Source organism: Providencia sp., assembly GCF_040396775.1.
Taxonomy (GTDB): Bacteria; Pseudomonadota; Gammaproteobacteria; order Enterobacterales; family Enterobacteriaceae; genus Providencia.
Window position 1 is genome coordinate 174786 of record NZ_JBEBNT010000003.1, and the last position, 25033, is coordinate 199818.

General features: G+C 40.5%; 23 protein-coding genes. 14 read left to right on the forward strand and 9 right to left on the reverse strand.

Features of this window, described 5'->3' with window-relative positions; all coding sequences use genetic code 11:
* Window positions 1-101: 101 nt before the first annotated feature.
* Both ABWP91_RS05345 and ABWP91_RS05350 read left to right on the forward strand, forming a co-directional pair.
* Window positions 102-1139, forward strand: coding sequence for an SEL1-like repeat protein (locus ABWP91_RS05345; protein WP_353242379.1), 1038 nt, complete (start codon window positions 102-104; stop codon window positions 1137-1139).
* Between the two features lie 258 nt (window positions 1140-1397).
* Entirely contained in the window at window positions 1398-2132 is a 735-nt protein-coding gene (locus ABWP91_RS05350; RefSeq protein ID WP_353242380.1) for a tryptophan 2,3-dioxygenase family protein, read from the forward strand.
* A gap of 92 nt (window positions 2133-2224) precedes the next feature.
* On the opposite strand, the gene dpiA is transcribed toward ABWP91_RS05350, so the two are convergent.
* The gene (gene dpiA, locus ABWP91_RS05355; RefSeq protein WP_353242381.1) at window positions 2225-2905 is read right to left on the reverse strand and encodes a two-component response regulator DpiA; all 681 of its coding nucleotides are present in this window, start codon (window positions 2903-2905) and stop codon (window positions 2225-2227) included.
* 1 nt (window position 2906) lies between these two features.
* Entirely contained in the window at window positions 2907-4535 is a 1629-nt protein-coding gene (dpiB, locus tag ABWP91_RS05360; protein WP_353242382.1) for a sensor histidine kinase DpiB, read from the reverse strand.
* 367 nt (window positions 4536-4902) lie between these two features.
* On the opposite strand from dpiB, the gene citC reads away from it, so the two are divergent.
* The 8 genes from citC (at window position 4903) to ABWP91_RS05400 (ending at window position 13461) form a co-directional block, all read left to right on the forward strand.
* Window positions 4903-5979 carry a [citrate (pro-3S)-lyase] ligase gene (gene citC / locus ABWP91_RS05365; RefSeq protein ID WP_353242383.1) on the forward strand — a complete coding sequence of 359 codons (1077 nt, stop codon included), beginning with the start codon at window positions 4903-4905 and terminating at the stop codon, window positions 5977-5979.
* A complete protein-coding gene (gene citD / locus ABWP91_RS05370; protein WP_353242384.1) occupies window positions 5976-6272 on the forward strand; it encodes a citrate lyase acyl carrier protein in 297 nt (98 codons plus the stop codon). The genes citC and citD overlap by 4 nt, the downstream gene beginning before the upstream one ends.
* On the forward strand, window positions 6272-7168 hold the full coding sequence (gene citE / locus ABWP91_RS05375) for a citrate (pro-3S)-lyase subunit beta (protein WP_353242385.1): 897 nt from the start codon (window positions 6272-6274) through the stop codon (window positions 7166-7168). The genes citD and citE overlap by 1 nt, the downstream gene beginning before the upstream one ends.
* Before the next feature lie 10 nt (window positions 7169-7178).
* Complete coding sequence (gene citF, locus ABWP91_RS05380; RefSeq protein WP_353242386.1) at window positions 7179-8705, forward strand: citrate lyase subunit alpha; 1527 nt, start codon at window positions 7179-7181, stop codon at window positions 8703-8705.
* A gap of 2 nt (window positions 8706-8707) precedes the next feature.
* Complete coding sequence (gene citX / locus ABWP91_RS05385) at window positions 8708-9247, forward strand: citrate lyase holo-[acyl-carrier protein] synthase (protein ID WP_353242387.1); 540 nt, start codon at window positions 8708-8710, stop codon at window positions 9245-9247.
* Window positions 9234-10118 (forward strand): triphosphoribosyl-dephospho-CoA synthase CitG, encoded by an 885-nt coding sequence (gene citG / locus ABWP91_RS05390; protein ID WP_353242388.1) that lies wholly within the window; start codon window positions 9234-9236, stop codon window positions 10116-10118. Before citX ends, citG begins: the two co-directional genes overlap by 14 nt.
* Window positions 10119-10373: 255 nt before the next feature.
* Entirely contained in the window at window positions 10374-11807 is a 1434-nt protein-coding gene (locus tag ABWP91_RS05395) for an anion permease (protein WP_206083913.1), read from the forward strand.
* 601 nt (window positions 11808-12408) lie between these two features.
* The gene (locus tag ABWP91_RS05400) at window positions 12409-13461 is read left to right on the forward strand and encodes a 4-oxalomesaconate tautomerase (RefSeq protein WP_353242389.1); all 1053 of its coding nucleotides are present in this window, start codon (window positions 12409-12411) and stop codon (window positions 13459-13461) included.
* A 45-nt stretch (window positions 13462-13506) separates the two neighbouring features.
* On the opposite strand, the gene ABWP91_RS05405 is transcribed toward ABWP91_RS05400, so the two are convergent.
* The 4 genes from ABWP91_RS05405 to ABWP91_RS05420 all read right to left on the reverse strand — a co-directional run bounded on the left by ABWP91_RS05405 (window position 13507) and on the right by ABWP91_RS05420 (window position 18056).
* Complete coding sequence (locus ABWP91_RS05405; protein WP_353242390.1) at window positions 13507-14640, reverse strand: AAA family ATPase; 1134 nt, start codon at window positions 14638-14640, stop codon at window positions 13507-13509.
* Entirely contained in the window at window positions 14637-15347 is a 711-nt protein-coding gene (locus tag ABWP91_RS05410; protein WP_353242568.1) for an RNA ligase family protein, read from the reverse strand. Before ABWP91_RS05410 ends, ABWP91_RS05405 begins: the two co-directional genes overlap by 4 nt.
* A 232-nt stretch (window positions 15348-15579) precedes the next feature.
* Complete coding sequence (locus ABWP91_RS05415) at window positions 15580-16395, reverse strand: VanW family protein (RefSeq protein WP_353242391.1); 816 nt, start codon at window positions 16393-16395, stop codon at window positions 15580-15582.
* A gap of 344 nt (window positions 16396-16739) precedes the next feature.
* Window positions 16740-18056, reverse strand: a complete 1317-nt coding sequence (locus ABWP91_RS05420) for a CitMHS family transporter (RefSeq protein WP_353242392.1) — start codon at window positions 18054-18056, stop codon at window positions 16740-16742.
* Between the two features lie 592 nt (window positions 18057-18648).
* Between ABWP91_RS05420 and ABWP91_RS05425 the strand changes: the two genes are divergently transcribed.
* On the forward strand, window positions 18649-19740 hold the full coding sequence (locus ABWP91_RS05425) for an NADH:flavin oxidoreductase/NADH oxidase (RefSeq protein ID WP_353242393.1): 1092 nt from the start codon (window positions 18649-18651) through the stop codon (window positions 19738-19740).
* Between the two features lie 46 nt (window positions 19741-19786).
* Here the strand turns inward: ABWP91_RS05425 and ABWP91_RS05430 are convergent, their stop codons facing one another.
* Complete coding sequence (locus tag ABWP91_RS05430) at window positions 19787-20107, reverse strand: hypothetical protein (protein ID WP_353242394.1); 321 nt, start codon at window positions 20105-20107, stop codon at window positions 19787-19789.
* Between the two features lie 235 nt (window positions 20108-20342).
* A complete protein-coding gene (locus ABWP91_RS05435) occupies window positions 20343-21215 on the reverse strand; it encodes a DMT family transporter (protein ID WP_353242395.1) in 873 nt (290 codons plus the stop codon).
* A gap of 351 nt (window positions 21216-21566) precedes the next feature.
* On the opposite strand from ABWP91_RS05435, the gene ABWP91_RS05440 reads away from it, so the two are divergent.
* Window positions 21567-21773: a 3-oxoacyl-ACP synthase gene (locus tag ABWP91_RS05440; RefSeq protein ID WP_353242396.1), complete on the forward strand. Its 207-nt coding sequence runs from the start codon at window positions 21567-21569 to the stop codon at window positions 21771-21773.
* A 73-nt stretch (window positions 21774-21846) separates the two neighbouring features.
* Here the strand turns inward: ABWP91_RS05440 and ABWP91_RS05445 are convergent, their stop codons facing one another.
* Window positions 21847-23319: an anion permease gene (locus tag ABWP91_RS05445; protein WP_353242397.1), complete on the reverse strand. Its 1473-nt coding sequence runs from the start codon at window positions 23317-23319 to the stop codon at window positions 21847-21849.
* A 679-nt stretch (window positions 23320-23998) separates the two neighbouring features.
* Here ABWP91_RS05445 and cutA point away from each other — a divergent pair.
* Complete coding sequence (gene cutA / locus ABWP91_RS05450) at window positions 23999-24346, forward strand: divalent-cation tolerance protein CutA (protein WP_353242398.1); 348 nt, start codon at window positions 23999-24001, stop codon at window positions 24344-24346.
* Between the two features lie 343 nt (window positions 24347-24689).
* Complete coding sequence (locus tag ABWP91_RS05455) at window positions 24690-25031, forward strand: carboxymuconolactone decarboxylase family protein (RefSeq protein ID WP_353242399.1); 342 nt, start codon at window positions 24690-24692, stop codon at window positions 25029-25031.
* Window positions 25032-25033 lie beyond the last annotated feature (2 nt).

Here is a 25033-nt window from a genome sequence, read left to right on the forward strand (position 1 = left end):
TTGATAATAATGTACAATCAACCGAATGATTGCACTGAACTCTGCAACACGATAATTTACCTTAAATGATTTTCAAGCAATATGGCGCGAAGGAAATACCTGTGAAAAAAAATTTTTTACCCTTATTTTTGATAAGCTGTTTATTCATTCCTTCCGCTTTCGCAGAAAAAGTTAGCGCACCACTGGACGAAAAATCACTGATTGAACTCGCCGCTCAAGGGCAATCTGAAGCGCAATTCAATTTAGCCATGTTTTATCAATCACACGGGCAGCTCGACAATGCCTTAAAATGGTACCTTCTCTCTGCTAATCAAGGTTTCAGTAAAGCCCAAATTAACCTGGCACTCATATACCAAGAAGGTTCAGGTACCCCTAAAGATGAAAAGTTAATGTTGTATTGGATGCAATTGGCTGCTGAAAATGGCGACCCTATAGGCCAAATGAATATGGCGGAATATACGCTGTATGGCATTGACAATGCTTTAGAGAAAAACCCGCAAGAGGCAGAGCAATGGCTAAAGAAAGCCGCTGAGCAACACTTCCCTGCTGCACTATTAACACTTGCCTACTGGTACGAAGAAGGCAAAGCAGTTACAAAAGATCCGAAAAAAGCACAGGCAATTTACCAAACGCTCGCAAAAGAAAACCACCCGCAAGCACTCTATTTATTAGGCTATCAAGCGGTAACGGGTATGTATGATAAAGTAGATTACCCACTTGCATTTGAGTATTTCACGCGAGCCACAGACCTTAACTTTTCTCCAGCACAAAATAGTCTCGGTATGTTGTACCTTACAGGTCAAGGAACGAAAAAAAACACGCAGTTAGCCATTAAATGGCTTACCCTTGCAGCCCAGCAAGGTGAAGTTTCAGCCCAATTTAATTTAGCGTTAATTTATGCTCGTGGTGATGGTATCAAGGCGGACCAAACTAAAGCTTGCCACTGGTTTATTAAAGCCGCCCAACAAAATAGTGCGGATGCGCAATATGCAAGCGGTGCATGTTATCAATATGGAATGGGGGTTGAGCAAAATGAGGCAAAGGCATTACGTTGGTATAAGCTTGCCGCGGAAAAAGGCAATGAGAGAGCCGAGAAGAAAGTATTGATTCTGGAAAATAATGCAAAAAATAATAAATAACGCTGTGACGTTTGGCTTTCAAAGAGTCGATAAACGTCATTTTTACAGGTTAAAAAATGAATAGCTTTACATTCATACCCCCTTTTTTCTCACATAACATCAAGACAATCATTAAAGATTAAACAACTTAACAAAACACCGGCATAAATGGCTATGATTACTTAATATATTTTGTTAGCCCCCCTATAATTTTTAGTGCTATTCATGCCTATATTTCCCTTTATATTAAGTAATTACACTTAAAAAGAGAGGTGATTTATGAATAAAAAAAGTAGCATACCCCCTCATGATTTTTCACAATCCCTTCTATCTGGCGAAGGAAAAAATGATTATGAAAAATACATCAGAACAGAAACACTATTATCATTGCAACGCACAAAAGAAGAGTGGCTACACAGAGATGAACTGCTCTTCCAAATTACGCATCAATCATCTGAACTGTGGTTGAAACTCAATAATGAGGAAATCATAGAAGCCACGTGCGCGCTAAAAGAACACAAAATCTATTTAGCAATCGCCCTTATCCAACGCGCCACCGAGTGTATTCATTTGATTACTGAACAAATCAATATACTCAATCATCTCACACCTTGGAGTTTTTTAACTATTCGCCCTGCATTTGGCACCGGATCAGGTGTGGAATCACCAGGTTGGCGTGATGTGGCGATTAATGGCAGAAATTTGAATGCGCAGTTTAACCATTATATTCAACATACAAAAACTGATTTGATGACGATTTACACCCAGCCAGCACAAAATGAGGTTTTTAATTTATGTGAAGCCCTCATTAAGTGGGATGAACAGATTATGGAATGGCGCATGCGCCACTATAATATGGTAATTCGGACTCTAGGTCACAAAACTGTTGGAACAAAAGGCACATTAACGGATGCCATGGCACAGCGAATTTTTATGAAATTTTTCCCCACATTATGGGATATTAGAACGCAATTAACTGAACGCTTCACTGCACAAAACAATTATGCTCAATAAAGATGTGAGCCATTGCTTAATCACACTCGACAATAAGCGCATCTGCACCTAATCATCCTGGTGCAGATATTTACCCAAACAATGTATAAACCTTACCGCTTACCACGATAAATTCGTTGAGGACGCCCGACTTTTCCGTACTCAATCTCAGCTTCAATTTTATTTTTAGCCAAGCAAAATTCTAAATAACGTCTTGCCGTTGTGCGGCTAAGTTTAATCGTCTCTGCAATACTTTCTGCGGTATATTCCGCTTCAAGATCGGCAAATAACGCTAAAACTTTTTCCAGCGTGATTACATCAATACCTGTCGGTAACTCCTCTTTGGATTCACCGCGCGCATAGGTATTAAACATATCATCGATTTGACTCTGGTTAGTTTTGCTGTTGGCTTGCAAAACAGATTTACGCTGAACATATCTATCCAATGTTTGCCCCAAGCGTTCATAGGCTATTGGCTTAACCAGATAATCAAAAACGCCAAGGCGAATGGCTTCAGTCACGGTTTCCATATCGCTAGCCGCCGTGGTAAACACAATATCTGCACTGTTTCGTTCTTGAATTAACTCATGCACGAGATCGATCCCTTTACCATCTGGCAAATAGTTATCCAGCAAGATCAAATCTGGTTTCATATATTCAATCATTTTTCTGGCTTCAGCGAGGTTACCCGCCAACCAAACCTTGTCACAAGATGGATAAGCTTTAATGTACTCGCCGTGCATCTCGGCTAAAAGCAGCTCATCTTCCACAATGAGGATTTTTATCTTAATCATTTTATATCTTCACTTTCGGAATAAAAATTGAGAACACTGTACCATGCGGTTGATTTTCTTCAATAATCACCGTACCATTACATCGATTAACGTATGAAGCAACCAAATAGAGCCCAATTCCGTGCCCATCCGGTGTATCTGTTTTTGTTGTCACGCCCCGCTCAAACCATTTGCCTTGCAACTCAGGTGGAAAACCGCACCCTTGATCGACAACTTCAATGACAATGTCTTGACCTTCATCAGAGAGATACAATTCAACTTGCAGGCTGCCCTGTGGATTTTTTAAGCTCGCTTCAAAAGCGTTATCCAATAAATTGCCTAAAACTGCACAAAACTCAGTGCTATTTAGCGATTCAGGTAAAGCATGTAACTGGCTACCCGGCGTAAAAACTAACTGTAAGCCCAACTCTTTGGCACGATGGTACTTACCAAACAATAACCCAGCAACTTGCTTATCAAAAAACTGTTCACGCAATGAATCGATTAGTTGTTGCTGAGATTCAGATTCACCTTTAATCAGCGCAAGGGCTTGGTCATATTCTTTCATTTGCAATAAGCCGCTTAACGTAGACATCCAATTTAGATGTTCGTGCCGTAAAGTACGCAGATTTTCTACGTATTGGCGCACTTGTGTCAATTGGGAGTTTAATGACTCAATATCATTTTGGCTACGGAAACTGATGACAGCCCCAATAAGGTGGTTCTCATCTCGAATAGCTATTCTATTGGCTATCACATTTAACCCATTAAATTCACATAACACATCATGTTGCGTTGTGGCGATATCAACCGTAAAGAAATCAGCAGGAGAAATATGTTCTGCAATCGACTTGCCAATAAGTTGCCCTATCGGTTTGCTCAGAGACAACATCTTTCGTGCATTAGAATTAATATTAATAATTTGCCCATGGTGATTAACTGCAATAATCCCTTCAAACACTGCATCAAATATTCCTTTTTGCACTTGGACTAACTGCGTAATTTCTTCGGGTTCTAGACCTAGCATTTGCCGTTGAATTAATCGCGTGAATGCCCAAGACAAAAATAATAAAATAACCAAAACGCCAAGGAATGTTGCCCCTGTTTGAACAAATAGCTCACTACGGGAGGTGTCTATCTTATTGGTCAAGTAACCAATGGAAACGACACCAATAATTTTCCCGTCTTCATCAAATATCGGTGTTTTGGCTCGCATAGCATTACCAATAGACCCTTCTCCACCGATAAAATAACTTTCACCGCTTGCCAGAGCGCCAGGCTTATTCCATTGCATCTTATAACCGACTTTTTCACTGTTAGGATGATAAAGCCGCATGGAATTTTCATCACCAATCACCACATAGTCATAATCAGAATCTTGATTCAGTTTATCTGCAATGATTTTCAATTGTTGAATATCCCGATGCTTAACTGACTCAATCACACCATCCATTGAAGCAATCAGTTTTGCTTGGCTCATTGCCAATGACCGAATATTTGCCATCATTCGATTTTCAGCAGTGTCAGTAAAATATTTGCCCAAGCCTAAGGTCAAAAATAACGAGACAACCAATAGAAGAAAGAAAACTCGTACTGAAAAGGAAATAGAGTTTACTTTTGCCAATGCAGAGAATGGGTGTTCTTTTTTCATATAGGTTCTCGTTACCAACTGAAAAGTAAAAAATTTGTTACAGTAAAAATCACAGAATAATAGATATTAGAAATATAAGCTAGAGACATAATACACATATTATTAATTAAACACATTAAAACCAAGCAATAAAACACATATCGAATAATTAAAAACATTAAAACCATTAAACAAATACAAACTCATTTTAGAAACATGAAATAGGTCAAATATATTAAATACAGGACCTTTAATATTAATATTGAAAAGGGAAATTAAATAAGAATTTATATTTTCAAGAAAGAAAAGAAACAAAAATACTTATTTAATTAACTTTAACATTAGCAACATTTTAAAAACATCTCTAAAAGAGATGCAGGATACTATTATGTTCGAAAACATAACGTTTAATCAGGTAAAACGTCATGAGAACAGGAAACTTGCTGAAATCACTCAGTTTTTAAAGGAAAACGATTTAGAGCTTGATGCCAGCATCGATGTTTTCATTACAATAACCCGTAATGAAAAATTAATCGCGTGTGGCGGATTAGCAAAAAACGTTATTAAATGCGTAGCAATTAGCGACGATGTTCGTGGCGAAGGTTTGGCATTAAAACTCGCAACAGAACTTGTTAACCTTGCTTACGAAAATAATACAACCCATTTATTTATTTACACCAAATTTCAAAATGAAAGCCTATTCCAACAATGTGGTTTTCATACCATTGCGACTGTACCTGATGTAATGGTTCTAATGGAAAACAGTTGCTGCTATCTAAAGCGTTATATTCAAAGTTTAAAAGCCCAGCGTGTTGAAGGTAAAAAAATTGGTGCCATCGTGATGAATGCCAATCCATTTACACTTGGGCATCGTTACCTAATCGAACAGGCAGCCAAGGCCTGTGATTGGCTCCATTTATTTGTTGTTAAAGAGGATACCTCTCGCTTCCCTTATAAGGTCAGACTGAACTTAATTGAAGCAGGTACAAAAGGTATTGAAAATTTAACCATTCACCGTGGTTCTGAATACATTATTTCTCGGGCAACTTTCCCTTGCTACTTTATTAAAGATAAAACCGTAGCCAATAACTGTTATACCGAAATCGATATTAAGATTTTTCGCCAATATATTGCCCCTGCACTGGGGATAACCCATAGATTCGTCGGATCAGAGCCATTTTGCCAAGTCACCAACCAATATAACCAAGACATGCGCTATTGGCTTGAAACAGATGCGATGAATTTTCCACCTATAGAACTCGTTGAATTTCCGCGAACAGTCATCAATGGAACGGCGGTTTCCGCCTCACAAGTTAGAAGACTGCTCGCTAAAAAAGATCTTGCGGCTATTAAGGCGATAGTGCCTGACGCGACATATCAATATTTACAAGAGATGCTCGCCAATCAAGCAACATCAACAACAAACCGCATCGAAAGTTCTGAATTAGCCATAGGTGAAATATGAAGATTAAACACGCAGCCGTCGCTGGCACACTTGAATCAAGTGATGTCATGGTTCGAATAGAACCACTAGAAGACACCCAAGAAGTTTCCGTACAAATAACCAGCAGTGTTGAAAAGCAATTTGGCGATGCTATCGCCAGTATCGTACAAGAAATGATAGCTCTGCATGATATCCAAGGTGCTCAAATTATCGTAGATGATAAAGGTGCTTTGGAATGTGTGCTCAGAGCGCGTTTGGAAGCGCTACTCGCACGCGCTTGCGATATCGATTATTTGCCATGGGAGAATAAATAATGACACCCGAACAAAAATCCCGTACACGCAGAAGCATGCTTTTCGTCCCCGGCTCAAATGCAGCGATGTTAAGTAACTCTTTCATTTATAAAGCAGATGCGTTGATGTTCGACTTAGAAGACTCCGTCACTTTACGTGAAAAAGATACGGCACGTCGCTTGGTTTACCATGCATTACAGCACCCTTTATATGCTGACATTGAAACCATTGTCCGTGTGAATGCGTTAGATTCCGCATTTGGTGTTGCTGACCTTGAAGCGGTCGTTCGCGGTGGCGCAAAAATTGTGCGTTTACCTAAAACAGATACGGCACAAGACGTGACAGATATCGAAAACGAAATATTACGCATTGAAAAAAGCTGTGGCCGCGAAGAAGGTAGCACTGGTTTACTGGCCGCGATTGAATCACCGATGGGGATCACACAAGCTGTGAATATCGCCCATTCATCACCACGACTTATAGGCATCGCGTTAGGTGCCGAGGACTATGTCCGCAATTTGCGCACCGAGCGGTCTCCCGACGGCGTTGAACTCCTCTATGCTCGGTGCGCCATTTTACAAGCCGCACGCTCAGCCGGTATCCAAGCCTTTGATACCGTTTATTCTGATGCAAATAATGAAGAGGGCTTTCTACGCGAAGCGGCTCACATTAAACAACTTGGCTTTGATGGCAAATCATTAATTAACCCAAGACAAATTGAGTTACTCCATAACCTATATGCGCCAACTCAAAAAGAAGTCGACCATGCCCAACGTGTTGTTGATGCCGCTGATGCCGCTGCCCTTGAAGGTAAAGGCGTGGTGTCATTGAACGGAAAAATGGTTGATGGCCCAGTCATTGACAGAGCCCGCTTAGTGTTATCTCGCGCGGCATTATCTGGAATTCGGGAAGAGTGAGGCAAAGAACATGACAACGAATACTCAACGTCAAACACGCGTAAGTGCTTACCTACAACCTAATAGTGATGAAGCATTACGTGAATTTAAAGATATTGGTAAAGTCCAACAACAGGTTCAAAAACCAAGAAACCGCAAGCTGTGCGATGACTTGCAAGTGGCTATTCGCCGCTCAGGTTTACAAGATGGCATGACAATTTCGTTTCACCATGCGTTTCGTGGTGGCGATCTGACTGTCAATATGGTCATGCAAGTGATTGCTGAAATGGGATTTCGTAATCTCACATTAGCATCTAGCTCACTCAGCGCATGCCATTCACCACTGGTCGAACATATTCGTCACGGTGTTATTCGTAAGATTTATACCTCGGGGATCCGTGGCCCACTAGCCGAAGTGATTTCCCGTGGCGAGCTTGAAGAGCCAGTGCAAATTCATTCACACGGTGGTCGTGCAAACCTCGTACACAGTGGTGAACTGCGTATTGATGTTGCCTTTATCGGTGTGCCATCTTGCGATGAATACGGTAATGCCAACGGCTATACAGGCACCGCCAGCTGCGGCTCATTAGGTTATGCCAAAATTGATGCCGAAACAGCGAAAAAAGTGGTGATGCTGACAGAAGAATTACTGGATTATCCGCATAACCCATCCAGTATCAAGCAAGATGAAGTCGACTATATTGTTAAAGTAAAACGTGTCGGTGATGCAGATAAAATCGGTGCTGACGCCACGCGTATGACCTCAAACCCAAGGGAACTATTGATTGCCCGTACTGCCGCTGATGTAATTGAAAAATCTGGCTTTTTTAAAGATGGTTTTTCATTACAAACGGGCACAGGTGGAGCATCCCTTGCGGTTACACGCTTCCTAGAAGATAAAATGCGCCGCCACAATATTACCGCAGGCTTTGCCCTTGGTGGCATAACATCCACCATCGTTGATTTGCATGAAAAAGGCTTAATCCGCAAATTATTAGATGTACAAAGCTTTGATAAAGCCGCGGCAGAGTCACTCGCTCGTAATCCAAACCACATTGAAATCAGTGCAAATCAGTACGCGTGTTTTGATTCCAAAGGCGCATCTGTTGATATGTTAGATGTCGTCGTGCTCAGTGCACTAGAAATCGATACTCGCTTTAATGTCAATGTGTTAACGGGTTCTGACGGTGTTATTCGTGGTGCATCTGGTGGTCACAGTGATACCGCTGTGGCAGCAAAATTATCGATTATTGTTGCACCATTAGTGCGAGGTCGTATCCCAACATTAGTTGATGAAGTCCTGACTTGCGTTACACCAGGATCAAGCGTCGATATTTTAGTGACCGACCATGGCATTGCCGTTAACCCTGCACGCCCTGAACTGAAACAGCAATTAGAAAACCAAGGCATCAAAACGGTTTCAATTGGCTGGTTAAGGGAACGTGCCCAGTTACTCACTGGAACGCCGAATCCGATTGAATTTACAGATAAAGTCGTTGCTGTTGTGCGTTACCGTGATGGCTCTGTGATTGATGTTGTTCATCAAGTGAAGGAGTAACTATGTTTTGCCCACTGCCTGATACTCAAGAGCAATTTGAAATTTCCTTACCTGAGCTGCTGGCAAGCCGCGATGCCCGTCAGGCTCGCCAGCAACAATGGATTGGTCTCCATCAGGTAACCTTGATTTCATTTACTGTCGTTTTCCCGGGAGCTATCAAAGACAACTCCCTTGTTAGACACGTGTTTAATCAGGGCCTAAATGCGCTTAAACAAGTTGCTTTATGCAGGCAGTGGGTACTTTTATCTCAACAATCATGGGCATTACGCACAGGGCCTGAATGTTTAGTTGCCGTAGATGCAGATGCCATTGATGTGAAAAAAGCGTTAATTGAAGCTGAAGAATTCTCCCCTGTGGGGCGTTTATGGGATTTTGATGTCTTTGATGCACAAGGAAAACAATATTCACGGAGTCAATTAGAACTACCTGTAAGACACTGTTTAATTTGTGAAAAAGAAGCCAAAGTTTGTGCTCGTCATCGCACACATCCGTTGGCTGATATTCTTCTTCGCATTGAGGAGTTAGCCCATGGAACGTGTTAACTATTCACAAACCCTAAGTGACCAACTCACTCACTATTACAGCCAGTTAGCTTGGCAAGCCATGCTCGCTGAAGTGAATTTAACCCCAAAACCGGGTCTGGTGGATAAGTACAATACAGGCGCCCATAAAGATATGGCGCTGACCGATTTTCATTTAAGTGCCAATGCCATCGCCAAATTTTTTCCGTCTTTTATACACGCTGGCGCGCAGTATAAAGCGTTACCGATTAACCAAGTTTTAAGCAAAATTAGAACTATCGGAATCGAATGTGAAACCGCCATGTTCCGAGCAACGCAAGGGGTAAACACCCACAAAGGCAGCATTTTTTCATTAGGGTTAGTGTTAACCGCTGTTGGCCGCTTAATGGCGTTACAGCAAACCGTGACACCATCTGCGATTAGCCAATTAATTGCTGGGATGTGCAAAGGAATTTGCGCTGAATTGAGGCAACCTACGGATACCCCAACAGCAGGCCAACGGTTATACCAACAATTTGGATTTACGGGCGCACGAGGGGAAGCCGAAGGTGGCTACTCATTAGTCATCAACCATGCATTACCGTTTTATTTACAGCAATTGGCAGCGCAACAGCATACTGAAATAGCTTTAATAAATACGTTAATTCTATTAATGAAAATTAATGATGATACTAATATTGCAAATCGTGGCGGCTTAAACGGTTTAATTTGGGTAAAACAGCAAGCAACCGAGTTATTGCAAGAGGGTATTAATCACCCTGATGATTTAGTCAAAGTAAAACAATTTGACCAACACTGTATTCAAAAGAATTTAAGCCCCGGTGGCAGCGCAGATTTACTCATTTTAACGTGGTTTTTTGCCCGTCTGCCTAGACAAGGCTTCGGTATTTAGCTTTAAAAATTAAAACAACTTAAATATTCACCAACACAGGAACCCATTCAATAATTTAATTAATAAAGATAAATAAAAATATATTTAATTAAGCAACCGTTATTGATTTAAAGAATTTATAACATATTGGAAATAGCTAAATAATGGTAATGAATATTAAAACCATTATCCCTATTAATGCATTGCTATACCTCCAATATGACGAAAAACCGAATTCATAATATTCAAGTTTTAATTTCGTTAAGGATTATGCCCATGCCAAAAGACAAAATCTGGAAACTGCTACTTCTGATAGCAATTCCAATCATTATCGCCTTAATACCGACCCCAGCAGGGTTACCACATATCGCGTGGTTATTATTTGGTCTCTACCTCGCGGCTATTGTTGGGCTGGTATTAAAACCTTATTCAGAACCCGTTATTTTATTAGCCACTATTGCCGCCAGCGCCGTCATTATAGGTGTTACGGGAACAAAAGATGTGAAAGCCAGTGAAGTGTTAAGTGGTTATGCATCAGGGACAACATGGTTAGTATTTGCGGCGTTTACGCTAAGTGCTGCATTTGTTATTACAGGTCTGGGTAAACGCCTTTCTTATATTTTGATTGGTAAATTGGGCGGTACGACATTAGGCCTTGGCTATGTGACGGCAATCCTTGACTTAATTATAGCCCCTGCGACGCCATCGAATACAGCTCGTGCGGGTGGGATTGTATTCCCAATCATTAACAGTGTGGCGGTGGCGTTAGGATCTGATCCTGAAAAAAGCCCTCGTAAAGCAGGCCACTACCTATTAGTGAACGTGTATATGGTGACCAAAACTACCAGCTATATGTTCTTAACAGCGATGGCACCAAACGCTTTAGCATTAGCCATGATGAGTGACATTATGGGCATTCATTTAAGCTGGGGAGGATGGGCACTTGCAGCATCCGTTCCGGGTTTGATCATGCTGATTCTGACACCGTTAATGATTTATAAACTGTATCCGCCTGAACTCAAAAAGGTGAATAACAAAGAGATCGCGGCAAAAGGTTTAGCAGACTTAGGTCCGATGACCATGCGTGAAAAACTGCTAGCCATCATCTTCGTTATTGCGCTGTGCGGCTGGATTTTCTCTGACCTTATCGGCGTGAGCGCATCCAGTGTCGCTATCGCGGTCATGGCATTAACCTTAATTTTAGGTGTTGTCACGTGGGATGACGTGCTGAAAAACAAAGGTGGCTGGAACACCCTGATTTGGTACGGTGGTATCATCAGTATGTCTGGTGTGTTGACTAAAGCGGGCTTCTTTAAATGGTTAGCCGACACCATGAGTCAGTACCTATCTTTCGGTGACCAAGCCATGTTAGCTTTCTTTGTTATCATGTTTATCAGTGTCGCAATTCGTTACCTGTTCGCCTCAGGTGGTGCTTATGTTGCCGCGATGGTGCCTGTATTTGCCACTGTCGGTATGGTCGCAGGTGCACCTCCTATGTTACTGGCGTTAGGCTTACTGTTTTCTAACGCATACGGCGGAAGCGTAACGCACTACGGTGGTGCCGCAGCACCAATCGTCTTCGGTGCAGGCTACAATGATATTCGTTCTTGGTGGATCATCGGTGGGTTAGTGGCATTTGTTAGCTTATTCGTCCACATGACTATCGGTTTAGGTTGGTGGGAAATATTGATTAGCATGGGCCTGATTTAATGCGCTCTGTAATCATTATTCACTAAACCATTCAATGGGGTACAATACAAATTGTGCCCCTTTTTAAATCTGACAATGACTATTTCGCGTTAACAATGGTGCGGTTTTGAAGAACATGCTGGAGCCATCCCCTAAATAGTTCAAATTGCAGCTAGGCGTCAAACGAAGGTATCCTTAGGAGCATACACAAGTATGTGACTAAGGTAACTGAGTGCAGACAACAACGCTGCGGTTTGAAATATGACGGGGATGAGGAGCATACATAAGTATGTGACTTGGGTTGTCGATTGTAGCCAACACTGCTACAGACCGAAATATGACAAGGATCCAAAATAATCCTCTAAATAGTTCGGACTGTGGCTAGGCGGCAAATGAGACAATCCCAAGGAGCATACATAAGTATGTGACTTGGGTTGTCGATTGCAGCCAACACCGCTACAGACCGAAATATGACAAGGATCCAAAATAATCCTCTAAATAGTTCGGACTGTGGCTAGGCGGCAAATGAGACAATCCCAAGGAGCATACATAAGTATGTGACTTGGGTTGTCGATTGCAGCCAACACCGCTACAGACCGAAATATGACGAGGATATAAGCTTATGAAAAAAATCCCATGTACTCTAATGCGCGGCGGCACATCAAAAGGCGTTTTTCTACTGGCTGACTCATTACCAACCGATATCAAAGAACGTGATGAATTGATTTTAGATATTATGGGCTCGGGTCACCCTTTACAGATTGACGGCATTGGCGGCGGTAGCCCGCAAACCAGTAAGGTCGCCATTATCAGCCGTTCTGAACATCCTGATGCGGATGTCGATTATCTATTTGCCCAAGTGGCGATTACTGAGCGCATTGTCGATACCGCCCCAAATTGTGGCAATATGTTATGTGCTGTTGGTCCTTTTGCCCTCGAAAAAGGGTTAGTACCTATCATAGATAATGTGACCACGGTCCGTGTTCGTAATGTCAACACGGAAACCTTTGTCAATTCTACCGTACAGACCCCTGATGGTCAGGTTCAGTATAAAGGGAATACCCAAATTGCTAGTGTGCCCGGTAGTGCAGCGCCTATCGCCCTCACCTTTTTAAATGCTAGTGGTGCCAAAACAGGTAAGTTATTACCAACGGGTAATGCCATCGATACCATTGATGGCATTGAGGTTAGCTGCATTGATATGGCGGTTCCCATTGTCTTGATCGATGCGCCACAATTAAACAAGACGGGTTATGAAAGTGCCACAGAATTAGAATCCGACAACGCGTTTATGCAACAACTCGAGTCAATTCGCATTAAAGCAGGTGCCATGATGGGGTTAGGCGATGTCACGAAAAAAGTGATCCCGAAACCGATTCTAGTTTCACCTGCTACCCAAGGCGGCACCATTAACGTCCGTTATTTTATGCCGCAAAAATGCCACGGCGCACTGGCGGTGACTGGGGCAATTGCTATCGCCACCAGCACCATTTTGCCAAATAACATTGCACAGCGTTATGTTCAATCTGTGGATATGAAAAACATTGCGATTGAGCATTTAAGTGGCAAATTTGAAGTAACTCTGAACCAACCAGGAGATTCCCCTGAAGGATTACAGGCCTCGATAATCCGCACTGCACGTAAGCTCTTTGAAGGGGATGTATTTGTGCTGTAATTGCGCTGACCTGCCCTATTAATTAGGGCAGGTTATTAAACGTTATCAATCAAGTAAATCGACAAACTCCCCATTGATATAATAAGACACACGGTATGCCTCATCAGGGGTAGGTAACTCTAACTTACCCGCCATTCGCTCCATCACCTGTTCTGGCACAGCAAATTTCCGCTGTTGGTTTTGTTGTCGCCACTGCTTATCAGGCACTTCTAAATACACAATGTGCACTTTCGCTTGGTAGCGAGCAAACAAGCTCACCATACTTTCGCGCAAAGACGCGCTGAGGGAGGTCGCATTCCAAATAAAATCCGTTTTTGTACGCAAAAATTGCTTTGCTTGCTCTTTGCCTTGCTGCGCCACCCAGCCTTGCGCATTTCGGTCTGCTGGGTTGATTTTGTGCTCACGGCGTATTTCATCAAGGCAGACCATCTGAGTTTGCGGGTAAAACTGTTTCACAAAATGGTCTTTACCCATCCCCGGTAAGCCACATAACATGGTGACTTCACTGACTTCTTCCTCAAAAGGTTGGTAATCTGGCGTCCCCCTTTGATGATGAAAATAATGAAAACGCCCTGCTAATGAAGCAAACTCTTTTGGCTTATCCCAACAACCTTGTTCACGGCAAAACAACTCAAACAACTCAATACGCGCTAATAATTCCGCTTTATCTTCACAAGTGCGGCCTATCGCATCCGCTTTTGCTAACATGCATAACAAGGACATTTCTACGCGTAATGAAGCGGCAAAAAGTGTTCGTTCTGGGTCAGGTTTTTCCATCAACCATAAAGGTAAACCGTGAAAACGCACAAGTGCCGCAATTTTCTCACGCACAGCAAATGGAGTATCGACTTGGCGAAATAAAATATTTCGCGCGGATAACTCGCCTTTTTTAGCGTGCCCCGGTGAATGAATACGCCCTTCTTCGTCCTCCCGCGTTGTACTGCGTTTTTCCACATCATGCAATAACGCTGCCGCCCAGACGATATTTTGTTTGGATTCAGAAAGCTGCTGATACTCTGGCAGACTTTCCAGTGCAGCAAGCACCATTTGGGTGTGAATAGCCACATTACCCTCAGCATGGTGCAGTGCATCTTGCGGGACATTTTGCATATCGCGCACAAAATCAAACTGAGCTTCAAGTTGTGCCCAATCGCGGCTTTTAGTGAATTGCCAACTCATGATTGCTCTCCTTGTCGCTCAAACGCCAACTTGGCTCTTTGCCAGTTTCGCTTCCAATGAATGTCTGTTTTCACATGATTTTTACGCACATATTTGAACACATGAGACATAAAATCATCTACATGAAAACCTTGGCTATCACGGCTAACAATGCCTTCCATACTACAGGCTTGGCCTGTATGCGTATCATAAGCAATAAATTGGCTATCTAATGATGCCGCTGCAATTAATGAGCGTGCATACTCTTGCTCACTCATCTGTTTATTCATAGGCAGCACAAGTTGTGGCACAGTAGGAAAATCAAATAGTGCCGCATAAAACTGCACTTCTTCCCAACTTAGCCAGTATTCGCCTTGGCGTACCGCAAACACATAAAAATAATCTTCAATATGTTGATATTCAATGGAATGTACCGCATAGAGGTTTTCACCAAATAGCTCGATATTCCCCAAATCATCTTTAATCAGCTGCCAACGCTGGCGAATTTGCTGGCTCCACGCGGATTGTGTCGGTGCACCATGCGACCGTGCAAAAACGCCATGGCGATTCAAGCAATTATTTTCGCCATCGAGTTTTTCTGTGTGGATCAGCGTGTCGATATTTTGGATATGAGCCCACCAATCACTATTGATACGATCGTCGCTCGTCGTACCGGGTGAGAACGGATAATGATACGTTCTACCATACTTTCTTGATTGCATATTCATCATGCTTTTCTCTAAAGAAATAGAAATAACCACAAATCTTTGCCAGATTTGCGTCTTTAAATGTTGAGAAATCAAGTGTTGGTATTACATATCTATTCCGAGTAACGGCCTCATTTTTTGGATGCTAATCATTTAATATTAGCTAATTAGAATTAAATTCAGGGGGATTTTAGTCCAACAGTCAAGATAAAGGCTATCAATATATTCCTAATATCAACCTAAGTTGGCATTATTACGCTGTTATTTGGCTCTCTTCAAGGGCATATTTCACCACAACTTTATTACGATACACGCAATTATCTTGCAATGTCACGGGTTCTTGGCCTTTAGTTGTCACTTTCTGCCAAATTTCATTGTGGCGATAAACCACGTTATTTTCACGGGTAAATTTATGATCTTTTTCGTAAATATGGAATTTCACTTCACGGGGATCACTACACAATAATTCCCCCTCTAGTTGGTGCTCCGCAATATTAAACACCAATTGAAAGGCACTCTGGGTTGGATTGTAAAACACCAAATCGATGTAGTTATAAAAAATAGCGGCCCCAGAGCCAAAGGGTAATACACGCCCTTCATCCGGAAACGGGTCAAAACTGTGATTTGCCCGTTCAACCACTTGCAGCGGCGAATGTAAAACCATCCAATGAATTAAGTTACTCAGTTGGCAAATTCCCCCGCCAATCCCCGAGCGCGCTTCACCAAAAGACAGTTCCATTCCTTCAACAAAGCCACGACGTGCCGTCGGTTTTCCAACCAAACGGCAAAAAGAGAAATATTCCCCTGGATAAATGGTGAGGCCATTCATAGCTTGCGCTGCAATCCGTAAGTTAATCACTTTGTTATGTTGCAGACGCAAATCAGAGTCACCCAGTTTACGGATAAGCTTAGAGGTGTGCTTATTGTAGCGGTATTCAAGGCGTTCACTGGATTTCGCTTTCGAATAGTACTTAGACGAAAATGCCCAATGTAATCGTCGAGCCAGACGTTTTTGGGTCACACGCAGCCAATAGAGAATGGGATGATATGAAGAAAGTGGCCGGCGCATAACAAAACCTTATTGATATAATTAACCAATAAATGATGTCACACCCGTTAATTTTCCAACATAGTAACTATCTGATAATTAGCAACCTAATTATTTATTTAGCTACTTTTTAAATTCTGACAATTCAAGTTTCAATTATTCAATAGATTTTACGTCTGTCGCTAAGCGGCAACATTAAGATTATGCTTTATCTAATGAGATCGGATTATTCAATAGATTTTGCGTCTGTCGCTAGGCGGCAAAGAAAGTCAATCCCGAGGAGCATACATAAGTATGTGACTCGGGTTGATTTTTGAAGCCAACAACGCGACAGACCAAAAGATGAAGAATAATCAGAAGAATAATCAGTAGAGCCCAAGTACGGCGCCAATAGCAAGTAAAAAGAAACTAAACAACCAAATCCAACCAAACGAGTAGCGTAGGTGACGTCCCATATCAATTCCCGCTAGCCCCATTGCTAACCATGCTGCTGGTGAGAACGGACTGACGAATGTCCCTGCATTGTTACCTATTGCCATCGCGTAGACCACGGATGATGGGTCAACACCTACAGTACCTGCAATTTGTTGAATGATTGGTAACAGAGCAAAATAGTAGGCATCTGTACTGGTGAAAATATCCATGGGTACACCGATAATCCCTACAAAAATATGAATTTTCGATACCCATTCTGTTGGCAAGATAGCGGTTAAATCCATCGCTATGGATTTCAACATACCACCTTCAGATAGTATTCCTAAGAATGCCCCTGCGGCTAAAATAATCGCAACCATCCCTAGCGCTTGTGGTGCGTGTTGTGAAAGCACTTTCATTTGGTCTTTCGGGTTTGGAAAGTTAACCATTAATGCAAGAGAAAGCGCAATCATAAAAACATAAGGGGCTGATAATAAACCAAATGCTAGGCAGATAACTGACGCAATAATTAAGCCACCGTTAATTAACGGCTTTTTAGGTTTATGGACAGTATCAGCCACATCTGCCATATCATCACTCACGGGTAATAATGAATCCATTTCATACGGCGTAGTCCCATTAAGTTTGGCCGCTGCAATACGGCGTTTTTCACGCATTCCCATAATGACTGCAAATATAACAGCGCCGCCCATACCGATTAATTGAACAGGGATTAAATGCTGCCATAAAATAGAAGCATCAATTCCTGTAACAGCTGAAGCTCGTCCTAATGGGCCACCCCATGGCACCATATTCATAATCCCCATGCTGGCACACATTAATAACAACATTAAATACGGGCTCATCCCAAGCTGACGATACAAGGGTAAAAGTGCAGGAATAATAATAAGGAACGTTGCAGCGCCTGAGCCATCTAAGTGCACAACACCCGCAATAAGTGTTGTCATAATACAGACAACAATAATATTTCCACGGGTCATTTTGACCATTAATCGAATTAATGGGTCAAAGATATGCAAATCTTTCATCAAACTAAAGAATAAAATGGCGAATAAAAACATCGCTGCAACTTTAGAGACTTTATTAATACCACTTTCAAAAAAGACGGATATTTCTGCGATTGAATACCCTGCTAATAAGGCCCCCAGAAAGGGAATACATGACATTGCGATAATGGGGCTAACTTTCCCCATCATTAATAAGGTGACTATCGATACAATGATTAAAATACCAATAATTGTTAACACATGCGCTTCCTTCTTAGAATTATATTTTTCAGGTGAATGATTTTATGTAATTAGTTGGAAAATTTTCAATGTTCAACATTGATTATATTGAAAAATGGATTCACTCATTTCATTACGTATCAGTACCTTGCTTATATAAATCCTTCAGTCTATTCGCAAGTCTCACTATCTATTTTTGCGATAATAACAACTTATTTACACTTATTAAAATCACTATTTAAAATAAAAAAATAGCCGAAAGCGCTATTAGCACCATTAAAACCATAGCTACTATTAACACCAAAATAGATTGGTTATTAACGAGTTTATTTATAACCTGTGGATTTCTCTGCATCTAAAATCATTCATTATTCATTTATTTTATTTTTTATATTTTTTTTGAATAAATTTCACTTTTTTTATTTTTAGGGAGGAGAAAAATATGCTTTTTGTAGATTTACTCAAAACTGAATTAAATCACTTGCTTTTTTTTCTTTATTCCTGATTTAAAAAAACACTATTTTAGAGTTAGCACCACACCATCTCACAAAAAACAATTATTGATTTGAGTATAATAATGGGATAACAACGATTACGAATAAGGAATTCACTAATGAGTCGCCTTTTTTCTTCTGCAACAATGGGTCTGGTTTCACTAAAAAACAGAATTATTATTCCACCGATGTGCCAATATTCAGCTAATGATGGTTTGCCTACCGCTTGGCATAACTCACATTATATGAACCTTGCCTTATCTGGCGCAGCATTAGTCATCATTGAGGCGAGTGCTATCGCCCCTGAAGGGCGGATCACCTATAAAGATCTTGGATTATGGAATGACGAACAAGCCGTAGCGATGAAACAAATGATCACGGATATTCGCCAATATTCAGATGCGCGCTTAGGGGTTCAAATTGCCCATGCGGGCAGGAAAGCTTCGTGTGACCTTCCTTGGTTAGGAGGAAAAAGTCTCAGTACGGCTGATGTTAATGGTTGGCAAACTGTTGCACCTTCTCCACTCGCATTTGGCCATAATCACCCACCAAAAGAATTAAGTGTTGATGAGATTAACGAAATAAAGCAACAATTTATTGATGCGGCAAAACGCGCTGAACAAGCGGGGATTGATGTTATAGAGATCCACGCAGCTCATGGCTATTTATTGCATGAATTCCTATCACCCATTTCAAACCAACGCCAAGACGAATATGGCGGAAGCTTTGAAAACCGCAGCCGCTTGCTAATAAATGTATTTCATGAAGTTCGTGAAGCGATCAATCCTAACATCGCTGTTGGTGTGCGTATTTCTGCAACTGACTGGTTAGAAAATGGCTGGGATGTTCCTGAATCTATCGAACTATGTGAACAATTAGAAGAACTTGGTTGTGACTACATTCATGTTTCTTCAGGTGGTATTTCACCAGAGCAGCAAATCCCTCTGGGCCCGAATTACCAAGTCCCTATCGCACAAGCGATTCATGAACATAGCATGATACCCGTTATTGCGGTTGGGTTAATCACGCAACCGCTACAAGCAGAAGCAATTATTGCAACACATCAGGCAGATTTTGTGGCAATTGGACGGGGGATTTTATTTGAGCCCCGCTGGCCTTGGCGTGCAGCAGCTGAGCTGAACGAGAAAATTGATGTGGCACCACAATATTTACGCAGTGCGCCTCATCAATTTAAAAATTTATTTCAATAATATAAATACCCGCAGTGTGGAATAATTCACTGCGGGTTAGGTGATATTATCGTGCGTTTTGCGAGCACTGTTGAACAAATTCAATCATTGTTTTTTGGAATTCAGGTTCTGCGTTCCCTGATTTTTCCAGCTCGCCGTCCATACGTTTAAACTCACTTAAACCATATTTTTCAATCGTTTTATCATATGCACAGCCACAAATGGCGCTAATTGCTTTTGCGGTTTCGCCTTGTGGATTACCTGAAGCCACCACACATGTATTGACAAAATTCTCTTTATATTCTGCAATTTCTGATTTTTCATCGGAGCATGCTGATAACACCGTCATCACACCCGCCATACCCAATATTAATGCTAATTTTTTCATTTTTTGCCTATTTTCCTCATTCAGCTTTCGATGCTTAGCAATAGCAATACATGCTCTTGCCCAGTATTTCGCTATTTTGGGTGATTATTTTCTATTTTCAACACTATTAATCTTAATTTGCAAAATAAGAACTTCTTATTAAGATTAATATCCCCATCAGTAAATCTTGCTATTAATCATAGTCGTTTTCTTTAAAAAAATCCGCAATGATTAATGCTTTTTTATCTATTAGGTCTTATTTAGATAGTGAGTTTGAACAACGCCAGCGATAATAAAATAAAGAAAACAAAATCAGTATACAGCCCACTATTTGAATCAGAGGCATACGTTCGTGATACCAGATGGCAGCAACAAAAACTGTCATCACAGGCTCTAAAATCATAATAATAGCGGCATTGGCTGCAGTAGTATTCTTTTGACCAATAAGTTGCAATACAAAGCGTAAGCTTGTCGCGATAACAACACTTGCCGCTAACCACATCACGGTTGGCGTGGTTAAACTTGTCGGCCATTCCTCTAAAAAGAGTGAAAGCACAATGGACACAATCCCTGTAGTGGCTAACTGTATGGTTGTTAAAGGTAAAAGGGGCACCATACGGGTATACAAACTGGTATAACAAAAATAAATCGCTTGAACGATAGCTGCACCTAAAAACCACAGCTGACTCGCTTTAAATTCAAGCTGCGCTTTAAACAAAGTTAAACAAGCTAACCCAATAATAGCCACCGGTAAGGCTTCCCAAAAATATCGGCTTGGCCTATTTTTTAAGATAACCCATGCGACTAAAGGAACAAATAACATCGCAAGGCTCATGATAAAAGCCCCTTCCCCAATAGAGTCGGTTATAGCGACTGCATGGATCCACAAAACTAAATTTAGTGCCATCCAACCGCCTGTCATCAATATTTTAGGTAATTGTTTTAATGGAATTTTGTTTTTTTTCCCTTTGCAAAAAGGGAGCAAGATAATAGCGGCGAGTAAAAATCGCGTCCCAAGAAAAGTAAAAACAGGCATACCTTGAACAGCTTCACGCGAAAAAACCCATCCCCAAGCGGCAATCATCGTGGTTAATACCAAGAAGAATTCGGCTTTCCTTTGTGAATACATGTTTTCCTCTGCATAAATGTGATGGCGAGCCTATACATCATACTGGCTTTTGTCATCAAACCTATCACATTTATAGTCTTCGCCATTATACTTTTAAATTAAAAATATCCCGCTAAAAAATGTAAATATGACCTTTAAATTGCCCTTATTTCCTCTTAATGACGTTATTTTTATCGATTCTTTTAACTAACAAAAATCCTAAAAACAAACGCTTCTGAGCCTAAATGGGGAAATAGGCAAAAAAACTCGACAATTTTTATTCACTTTTTATCTGCGATAATCATTTCATCGTAACGATTTCTTATATGACTCACTCAATGCTGTTATTTATTACAACAAAGGTAAATTGCCATGATCATGAAAAATAGTGCCTCAGCGGACAACAATATGATCAAAAATGTTAAGCTCGCCATTAAAACGCGAAAATACGCTCATGCAGATGAAATTAGTTTGTTATGGCAACATGCGCTCAATTCCAAGAGCGTCATCAGCTGGAAAAAAATGATGTTAATGTCGATTATCATCAGCACTATTATTGCAATAATGAGTTCGTTATAGCATTTAACAAACATAAAAAAGTCGGGTGATTATTGCCCGACTTTTTATTTACCACTATTTTAACAAGATATTATTACCAGTAGCCTAAGAATTTCCACCAAACACCACCAATAAAGAACCAAATAGCCAAGTTAACAACGCTCATCACAAAGCCGGTTTTCCACCATTCACCGAGCGTTGCATATCCCGACCCGAAGATAATCGGCGCAGTCCCTGTTCCATAATGCGTTAGTGACATCATTAACGATGAAGAGAACGCCAGTGTTAGCGCTAATAACATTGGAGGCGCGCCCAATGCTAAGCCAGCTGAGAAGAACGCAGCATACATTGCGGTAATATGTGCCGTCGTGCTTGCAAAGAAATAGTGTGAATAAACATAGATTAAAACCAGAATGAGCATTCCCCAAACCCAGCTAATACCCATGCTATCAATAGTGCTTCCAACAGTTAATGACATCCATTTTATTAGGCCTAATTTGCCTAAGAAACTCGCCATCATGACTAAGGCAGAGAACCAAACTACCGTATCCCAAGCACCTTTATTTTTCAGCACGTCATCCCAATTAATCACGCCCGTTGCCAATAAAATACTCAGTCCAATAAAAGCAGCTGTTGTGGCATTAATACTGTAAGCTGGCCCAAAGACCATTGCGGGTACACCTGCCCACATTAATAACAGTAAGCCAAATACCCCTAACGTTATCTTTTCAGGTAATGATACTGACCCTAATTGCTGTAAACGTTCTTTTGCAAAATTAGGTGCATCAGGCGTTGAGGTAATTTCAGGCTTATACATAAAGTAAATAACCAGAGGCATTAAAATAAGCGAGACAATCGCAGGAACAAATGCCGCAATCGCCCACATTCCCCAAGTCAATTCATTGCTTTGGCTGGTTTCACTAATAATCAAACTAACAATTAACGGGTTTGGCGCAGTTGCTGTAATAAACATCGCCGATGTAATCGGATTAATATTATAGTTTACTAAAGAAAGATAACGCCCTATTTTACCCGCCGTTCCATCTTCTGCTTTTGACCCAAAACTGTCAGAAATTGAGCGCATAATTGGGTGAATGATCCCCCCACCTCGCGCGGTATTACTTGGTGTGACAGGGGCAAGAATTGTTTCTGCTATCGCAAGTGAGTATGCTATTCCAATCGTTTTTTTACCAAACAACGAAATAACATAATAACCAATTCTTGCGCCTAAGCCTGTTTTATTCAAGCTCATCGAAACCATAATCGAGATACCGATTAACCAAATTAAATCATTTGAAAAACCACTTAATGCATCAGCAATAGCGCCTTTCGTTGATTCAGGGTTGGTTACTCCTGTTGCTGCAACTAATGAAATAGCCACAATGGAAACACCACCAATGGGCAATGCTTTACCAATAATAGCGGCGATTGTGCCGACAAATAGCGCTAAAAGATGCCAAGCATTTGGATTAACCCCTTCAGGAACAGGAATTAAAAACCAAATGACGAGTGTGATTACAACTGCGATTAACGTTGGTACAGGTTTTAAAGGGGTAAGTTTATTCATAAAGTTATCCATACATGCCTAAAGATGGAAATACTGAGTATATTTAGATAATTATTTTGATTTACATCATTATGTTAACAATGTAGAACCTAAAAACTTTGATCGTTATCAGTTAGTGACTTTGTTTCATAAAAAAGTAACTTTTTTTTGTAAAATTGCGTAATAACTAACGTTCCAATACAGCCAACGCTATTATTGAATGCAAAAAATCCCTATTTTCTTTTAATAACGCAAGAAAAAAGTTACTCACTAAATTGGTATTTCACACATATATAATGTATTTAGACCTGTCACATATAATAGCTCGATTTATTATCTTCATTGTTTCTTAATATACTCAAATTTCAATTTTTTTTATAATTTAACCTTGTTTTTTGTAGGCTGAATCGAATTAATAGCATTATAAGTAAAAAAAAGTTAATTTTTTAAATATACACGAATAATATTTCAATTACATTTATCTACGATAAAAACACAATTAGGCTAATAAACCACCAGCAAAAAGATTAAATATTGAGCAGTTTGGCGTATTATTCGAGTTACAGTTGTAACTTAAAATGGTCTCTGTTTTTTTGCTCTTTTAGAAATTCCTTCCAGAAATTTATATTCACCCCTTGTTATTGTCTTTAATCTACCCTTAATTATGTCACCCTTCTTAATATGGCAATGAGGAAATAAAATGACTACCAATAGCCCACAGAGTAACACCCCTCAACAATCCTGCATTGTTTTATGCACAACCAATAGCCAAGAAAGTGCAATTAAAATTGCACAACATCTTTTAGATAACCAGCTAGCTGCTTGCGTTTCTTTATTACCCGAAATAATGTCCTTATACCTTTGGCAAGGCAACATCACCAAAGACAAAGAAATTTTACTACTAATTAAAACAACGCAATCGAACCAACTCAGTATTTTTGAGGCAATAAAAACAATACATCCCTATGAAACCCCTGAGTTAATAAGGCTCGATCCCAGTCAAGTTGAAGATAATTATTTACAGTGGCTAATTAACTCCGTTAAGTAGCCTTATACTCGAATGAATTAAAAGAACTTTTATATTAACCACTACCTTTTAATCTGTGTTTACAAAATAATTCATCTGGTCGGGTATGGTTAAGATTAAATTAGTGGTATATAAATAGACTCGCTTTATATTTATTTTCCCTCCTTATCTTTTTTGGAGGTTTTTTTTGCCCATTTTTAGCGTTTTTTTTCCACCCCTTACCCTTCATTAAAATAAAAAACCAAACTAAATCAATTTTTAAAGCTATTGATGCATTATCATTTAATGTAATTAACATTATATAAAAATATATTATATTTATTTACATAATATTAGTCAGATAAATAAAAAATGAGAGAAAACAATGTCTAAATACAATGAAGTTACCCAACATATCAGTAAACACCTTCCAGAATTAGGTAAACATATTCCTGATGTTATGAAACATTTTTCGGGGCTTGTCAGTACAGGCGTTCAAAATGGCGCCCTAGATAAAAAAACCAAAGAGCTAATCGCTATTGGGATCGCAGTTGCAAACCGCTGTGATGGCTGTATTGGTTTTCACGCCAAAACATTGGTTGAGTTGGGCATAACAGAACAAGAGTTAGCTGAAGCGCTCGGCGTCGCTATCTTCATGGGAGGCGGCCCATCCGCCATGTATGCCGCTGAAACCCTCAGCGCATATAAAGAGTTCTCTGCAAAATAAAT